The sequence below is a fragment of the Cupriavidus sp. 96C5-1 genome, from assembly GCF_057798855.1.
Map to the genome: position 1 here is coordinate 140,391 of NZ_JBYOJU010000023.1, position 6,357 is coordinate 146,747.

General features: G+C 62.1%; 6 protein-coding genes and 1 tRNA gene. 4 read left to right on the top strand and 3 right to left on the bottom strand.

Annotated features, from left to right (window positions below):
* Positions 1–50: 50 nt before the first annotated feature.
* Complete coding sequence (locus AC3FOF_RS23805; RefSeq protein WP_488727956.1) at positions 51–1,217, top strand: hypothetical protein; 1,167 nt, start codon at positions 51–53, stop codon at positions 1,215–1,217.
* 301 nt (positions 1,218–1,518) lie between these two features.
* Here the strand turns inward: AC3FOF_RS23805 and AC3FOF_RS23810 are convergent.
* Positions 1,519–1,605: transfer RNA gene (locus tag AC3FOF_RS23810), tRNA-Leu, on the bottom strand.
* A 173-nt stretch (positions 1,606–1,778) separates the two neighbouring features.
* On the opposite strand from AC3FOF_RS23810, the gene AC3FOF_RS23815 reads away from it, so the two are divergent.
* A complete protein-coding gene (locus AC3FOF_RS23815) occupies positions 1,779–2,345 on the top strand; it encodes a GNAT family N-acetyltransferase (RefSeq protein ID WP_488727957.1) in 567 nt (188 codons plus the stop codon).
* A gap of 63 nt (positions 2,346–2,408) precedes the next feature.
* Here AC3FOF_RS23815 and AC3FOF_RS23820 read toward each other — a convergent pair whose 3' ends face one another.
* Positions 2,409–3,245, bottom strand: coding sequence for a CPBP family intramembrane glutamic endopeptidase (locus tag AC3FOF_RS23820; protein WP_017226588.1), 837 nt, complete (start codon positions 3,243–3,245; stop codon positions 2,409–2,411).
* Between the two features lie 305 nt (positions 3,246–3,550).
* On the opposite strand from AC3FOF_RS23820, the gene AC3FOF_RS23825 reads away from it, so the two are divergent.
* Together AC3FOF_RS23825 and ilvD are read left to right on the top strand one after the other, a co-directional pair.
* Positions 3,551–3,919, top strand: a complete 369-nt coding sequence (locus AC3FOF_RS23825; protein WP_488727958.1) for a c-type cytochrome — start codon at positions 3,551–3,553, stop codon at positions 3,917–3,919.
* Positions 3,920–4,161: 242 nt separating this feature from the next.
* A complete protein-coding gene (gene ilvD / locus AC3FOF_RS23830; RefSeq protein WP_488727959.1) occupies positions 4,162–6,024 on the top strand; it encodes a dihydroxy-acid dehydratase in 1,863 nt (620 codons plus the stop codon).
* A 134-nt stretch (positions 6,025–6,158) separates the two neighbouring features.
* Here the strand turns inward: ilvD and AC3FOF_RS23835 are convergent.
* Positions 6,159–6,357, bottom strand: a 199-nt coding sequence (locus tag AC3FOF_RS23835) for a hypothetical protein (protein ID WP_488727960.1), incomplete at its 5' end; no start/stop codon positions are given.

Consider the following 6,357-nt stretch of genomic DNA (forward strand, 5'->3'; position numbering starts at 1 on the left):
CCCGTCCCCGTTCTTGCGCCTTCGTCGACCCGCTCGCGCTAGGAGTTGTTATGACCAAGCCCCGCAGGCCCCGTCAGAGCCCCAGTGCTGGTGGCACGCAGGTAGGGGAACTCACACCCGATCGCGTCACCTCGGCCATGGGGCTGCCGAGTCGAAAGACCGTCAAGTGGTTGTTGATCCTACTGAGCTGGTTCTTGGTGCCGGTCGTTCTCGTTGTGATGGCGGGTGGTCCGCCCACGGTGGTTCAGCACGAATCCACGACAAAAAACATCGGTCGAATACCCGCTTTGCTCTACGTGGTGATGGGCGCTTGGATCCTCAAGAAGGATATCGATGGCCAGACTTCGAAGGAAGGCGGGCGCGTCTATTTCGCTGCAGCGATTTGGTTATATGGAGCAGTTGCCTGTGTAACGGCGGCGGTCTCGAGTGTGCACGTGGCGACCTGGATCAATGGTGGGGAAAGCGGGGTAGTCACTCGCCGCAGCTTACTGGTCGGCTACTACACTGTGGCCTACAGAGGTCACAGAGGTACCCACCAACGTACCACCTATGCGAGAGTTCCGGATCCAAGCAACCCCTTTATCGGGGCCGACGTTCCGCGACTCTTGGCCTCTCCGTACAGTGAGGGCGTGGATCACTTCTGTATGACGGAGCATGTTGGGCGGTTGGGGTGGTCTTGGTACGAAGATATTGGTCCCTGCGATACATCGCCAGAGTATTTCGCCACCAAGAAACTGGCCAGGCAGCGTGTGCCGGCGCAAGCCTTTGCGGAGCAGGGCGGCGATCTCTCCGCTAAGCCCACGGCCATACCGTTGTTCACTACAGTGATCTTTGGCGTCACCGGCGTAAAGGATGCGCGGACCGGTGAGCTCGCCGTTACCCGCGAGTCCCGTCCGAGCGCGGCCGACGACGCTCGGGTCGGTGTGGACCTGATAACGCTCGGGCAGCAACTGCCGCTCGTTGAAGCAACCAAGCGGGGCGCTGCTGCAGTGGCCTGGAATCAGCACTACGTACTGGTCAAGCAAGGCTGGATTCTCTTGCTCTATGGCCGCCAGCAGAACTCATGGACATGGTTGAAGCCGCCTGACGATGTGCCGATCGATCGATACGGCAAATCCGTCTGGGTGTTCGGGCGGGATGGCCACAGCCTTTACGAGTATGAGCGAGTTCTTTTCGAACCTCCCGCGTTCTATCGCTGGGACATGATCGACCCGTGATCCTGATGGGCGGGGCTCCATGGGAGCAGCCTGGTAGGCAAAGCACTGCATTCGTTGATGGGACAAGAACGGGGGCCCGGCTAACTTCCTGATTGGCCACCGCAGACGGAACGCTCGTGCTATCCGCAAACTGCCATCTAAGTACATCTCCTTACATCGAACATTTCAATGTATTCAAAAATGTACTCGTTTGCAGGTGGCTTTGGGTGGAACTCGGCAGGCGCCAGAAAACAAGAAAGCCCGCAGCGGCGGGCTTTTTCGAGGATCAGAAGACTTCGTTGGAAGTCCCCGGAAGTGCAAGTGGTGCCCAGGAGAGGACTCGAACCTCCACAGTGTTGCCACCGCTAGGACCTGAACCTAGTGCGTCTACCAATTTCGCCACCTGGGCAAGGTGAGGGGCGCATTGTACCCAAAAGTTCGAGATTTGCAAGTGCTGCCGATGCTGATCCGTTTATGGGAAGCAGAGGGTATCGATTTCCCGGCCAGGAGTGGCCGGGGCTGGTAAGGCGCGCTCATTCAAGTATCCTGTCTCGAACAGACACGCCAGGAGCGGGCAAGAATATGGAGAATCATCGGGGCACCATCGAATCGACATCGGCCACAAGCAGTCGCTCCACAGCCAAAGCGCATTCGTCGCTATTGCGCATCGAACAAGCAAGGGTAGACGATGCGCAGGCTGTGGCTTCCGTCCTGCAAGAGGCAGCCCAGTGGCTCGCCGGCACTGGCAGGCCGCTATGGACGCCTTCGGATGTAAGCCACGAGCGCGTGCTTCGCGATACCGTGGCGGGGAACTACTTTGCGGCGCGCGATGGCGGCGACGTTGTTGGCGTCATGCGGTTCGATCTGGAAGACCCGTATTTCTGGCCGGAAATCGAGGCCGGCACATCCGCTTTCGTGCACAAGCTGGCGGTTCGCCGTTCGTGGGCGGGCAAGGGCGTTTCCACCGCGCTGCTCGCTTTTGCCCGCGAGCGTGCGCGAGGTCTCGAGCGCGGGCATCTTCGGCTGGATTGCGTTGCGGACAGGCAGGCGCTGCGAACCCTCTACGAGCGCTTCGGCTTTGCGTTGCACAGCTACCTGGAAAAAGGCGCGCTGTCCTTCGCCCGTTACGAACTTGCGGTGACGGACTGAGTTGATGGCCGTCGCATCTCGACCTGTGAGCTTGGCTTGCTGTTGGGTAAAGGGATGCCACGCTCAAGCCGCATCCGGCGGTGTGTCACTTTTCGTCGTGCCGGCGCCGCGCGCCCGCCACAGCAGCCGTCGCAGCATCCAGGCCCCGGCCAGGCCCAATGGAATGGCTAGCGCCCACACGCCGACCGGTGCTTCCAGCACGGTGTTCTCCGGCTCCAGCGCGGCAGAGATCATGACCCCCGTGTTGATGCCCGCATGCAGGACGATGCCGGGCCAGAGCGAGCGCGTGCGGCAATAGAGCTCGGCTGCGAACAGCCCTACCGCAAACGCGATGACGAACTGGTAGACGTTCAGGTGCGCCACGCCGAAAACGAAGGCCGAATACACGGCGGCATCGGCAGGGCCGTAGCGCCTGAGCATGCCGCGCAGCAAGATGCCGCGGAAGAACATTTCCTCGATAAGCGGCGCGATCAGGCAGACCAGCACCCAGATGCCGATGCCGCCGCCCGTCATCTCCGTCAGCATGCGCGCGTCGGCCGCGGACAAGGGGAGCAACGCCTCCAGGCCGATCATCGCCAGCCCGTCGAGCAACAGGATCAGCGGCACCATCAGCAGGATCGGCGGGCCCAGCATGCCGAGCGTGGCGGGCACGCTGGCGGCGCCCTCGTGGAACAGTTTGCGGTAGCTCGATCCGCCGGCATGCAGCATGATGCTGAACACCAGCCCATAGCAGGCCACGCGGATCAGGCTGGCGGCGGCCATCGGCTGCATGCCGCTGCGCAGCAGGGGCGGGCGCAGCAGCATGGTCAGCATCAGTTCGACGAACCAGGCCACGAAGGTGAGCGCCAGTGCCCACTGGAAGGAAATCGCCTGGGTCTGGTCTGGCCGGTTCGGATTCATGGATCGGGAGCGCCTTCTGAACGATTGGCTGGCGATATCGGATGCCGGGATGGCGCGCAACGGATCCTTGCCGGAATGCCTGCCGGCGGCTTTCCCCGTGTTGTGGCAAGCCGCTTCCATTAACGGCAGCGGCGCTGCGATTCTGTAGGACCGGCGGTTTGTCCGGCCTTGCGGCCGGGCAGTCTGGGCTGGGCACGGGACCGGGACGCGCGCGTAACGCGCGGTACGGGCGCGGATTCCGTTCGCGGCCGGGTATCGTATAAGATACGGCGCTCTTCTCATCCCCGAACAAGCGGATCTGCGCAATGAAAAGAATCGCATTGCTGGCCCTGGCATTGACTGTCCAGGCGGCCGCATACGCGGCTGGAGACGTACAGGCCGGTGGAGCGGTATTCGCCAGGAAATGCGCGTCCTGCCACAGCGTCGGACCATCTGCGCGCGGTGCCTTTGGTCCTCAGCTCAATGCCATCTTTGGCAGGGTCGCCGGCGCAACGAGCGACTATCAGTATTCTCCGGAGATGAAAAAATCGGGGATCGTGTGGTCGCAGAAGACGCTCAGCGCGTTTATCCAGTCGCCGAGCAAGGTGGTGCCGGGTACCAGGATGCGATTTTGGGGAATCAGCGACGAACGGCAGATCGAGGACTTGCTGGCATACCTGCACGCGTACAAGTAGCGGGATCGGCTCCGGTAGCTTGCCGGTCACTCTCGCGGGCGATTGTCCGGAGCGTGCCTGAGCCGCGGGCCTGCGCATGGAACGCGGGTTTGCAGTGTTTCTTCGCCAGGTTCCTCATGAGGCACAAGTGATGCCGAGCGGCAGTTATATTTTCAACGTCTCAATAGCGCGGCAATAATATATTTCACAATCGCCACGAAGTACATTAACCTTGCCGCAAAATGTAATCAAAGAGGCCCCACATGCCAGAATACCGCTCCAGAACGACAACCCATGGCCGCAACATGGCCGGCGCCCGCGCCCTGTGGCGCGCCACCGGCATGAAAGACGATGACTTCGGCAAGCCCATCATTGCGGTGGTGAACTCGTTCACGCAGTTCGTGCCGGGCCACGTGCACCTGCGCGACCTGGGCGCGCTGGTGGCCAAGGAGATCGAAGCCGCCGGCGGCGTCGCCAAGGAATTCAATACCATCGCCGTCGATGATGGCATCGCCATGGGTCACGGCGGCATGCTGTACTCGCTGCCGTCGCGCGAACTGATCGCGGACTCGGTGGAGTACATGGTCAACGCGCACTGTGCCGACGCCATGGTGTGCATCTCCAATTGCGACAAGATCACCCCGGGCATGCTGATGGCCGCCATGCGCCTGAACATCCCGGTGGTCTTCGTCTCCGGCGGCCCGATGGAAGCGGGCAAGGTCAAGTCGCCGGCGGACGGCCAGGTCATCGCCAAGATCGACCTGATCGATGCCATGATCAAGGCGGCCGACCCGAAGGTCAGCGACGCGGAAGTGGCGGAAGTCGAGCGCAGCGCCTGCCCGACTTGCGGCTCCTGTTCTGGCATGTTCACCGCCAACTCCATGAATTGCCTGACCGAGGCCATCGGCCTGGCATTGCCCGGCAACGGCACCATTGTCGCCACGCACGCCTGGCGCAAGGGCCTGTTCGAACAGGCTGGCCGTCTGGTGGTGGACCTGTGCCGCCGCTACTACCAGGAAGAAGACGCTTCCGTCCTGCCGCGCAGCATCGCCAGCAAGAGCGCTTTCGAGAACGCCATGGCGCTGGACGTGGCCATGGGCGGATCGACCAATACCGTGCTGCACCTGCTGGCGGCCGCACAGGAAGCCGGCGTGGATTTCACCATGGCCGACATCGACCGCATCTCGCGCAAAGTGCCGTGCCTGTGCAAGGCGGCGCCTGCCACCGACAAATACCATATCGAAGACGTGCACCGCGCCGGCGGCATCATCGGCATCCTGGGCGAACTGGCGCGGGCGGAACTGCTGGACGTGTCCTGCGGCAATGTGCACAGCGGCACCCTGGGCAATGCCATCGCCAAGTGGGACGTCAACGGCGGCGCCGGTGAAGAAGCGCGGAGGTTCTACCGCGCAGCGCCCGGCGGCATTCCCACCACCGTCGCTTTCAGCCAGGAAGCCACGTTCCTGACGCTGGATACCGATCGCAAGACAGGCTGCATCCGCAGCAAGGAAGACGCCTACTCCAAGGATGGCGGCCTGGCCGTGCTGTACGGCAACCTGGCCGAGAAGGGCTGCATCGTCAAGACCGCCGGCGTGGATGAATCGCAATGGGTCTTCGCCGGGCGCGCCCGCGTCTTCGAAAGCCAGGACGACGCGGTCGAGGCTATCCTGGGCGACCAGGTGGTGGCGGGCGATGTGGTGGTGATCCGCTACGAAGGCCCCAAGGGCGGTCCCGGCATGCAGGAAATGCTCTATCCCACGTCCTACCTGAAGTCCAAGGGCCTGGGCAAGACCTGCGCGCTGTTTACCGACGGTCGTTTCTCGGGTGGTTCGTCGGGGCTGGTGATCGGCCATGCGTCGCCGGAAGCGGCCGAAGGCGGCACCATCGGCCTGGTGGAAGACGGCGACGCGATCGAGATCGATATCCCCAACCGCAGGATGCACCTGGCGGTGCCGGAGGAGGAACTGGCGCGCCGCCGGCAGGCCATGCAGGCACGCGGCGACCGGGCCTGGATGCCGGTGGATCGTCAACGCGTGGTGTCGCAAGCCTTGCAGGCCTATGCGGCGCTGGCGACCTCCGCCGACCGCGGCGCGGTGCGGGATCTCTCGCAGCTGAAGCGCGGTTAGGGCGATCGGCAATTGTTGTTTTATTTTTAAAATTGTTGTTTTATTTTTAAGTTTGTAGGGACTTGATTTGGGTCTGCAGGGCCTAAAGGCGGAGTGGTGTCGGGCTCTTGGGCACATGTAGGTGTCACTTTTCTTTACTCGTAAAGAAAAGTAACCAAAAGAAAGCGATCCTTGCAGGAGGCTGGCTTATCGGGCTTGGTTGCATTGCGGATTCGTGGTGGGCGCGGCGGTTCTAATAAACTGCTGGCGCTACCGGCACGAACGGCATTGCCGCTGCGAATGACGGTGGTTTCATTGTATGACCCCTGAATGACGATCTCGCTTGCCCATTCA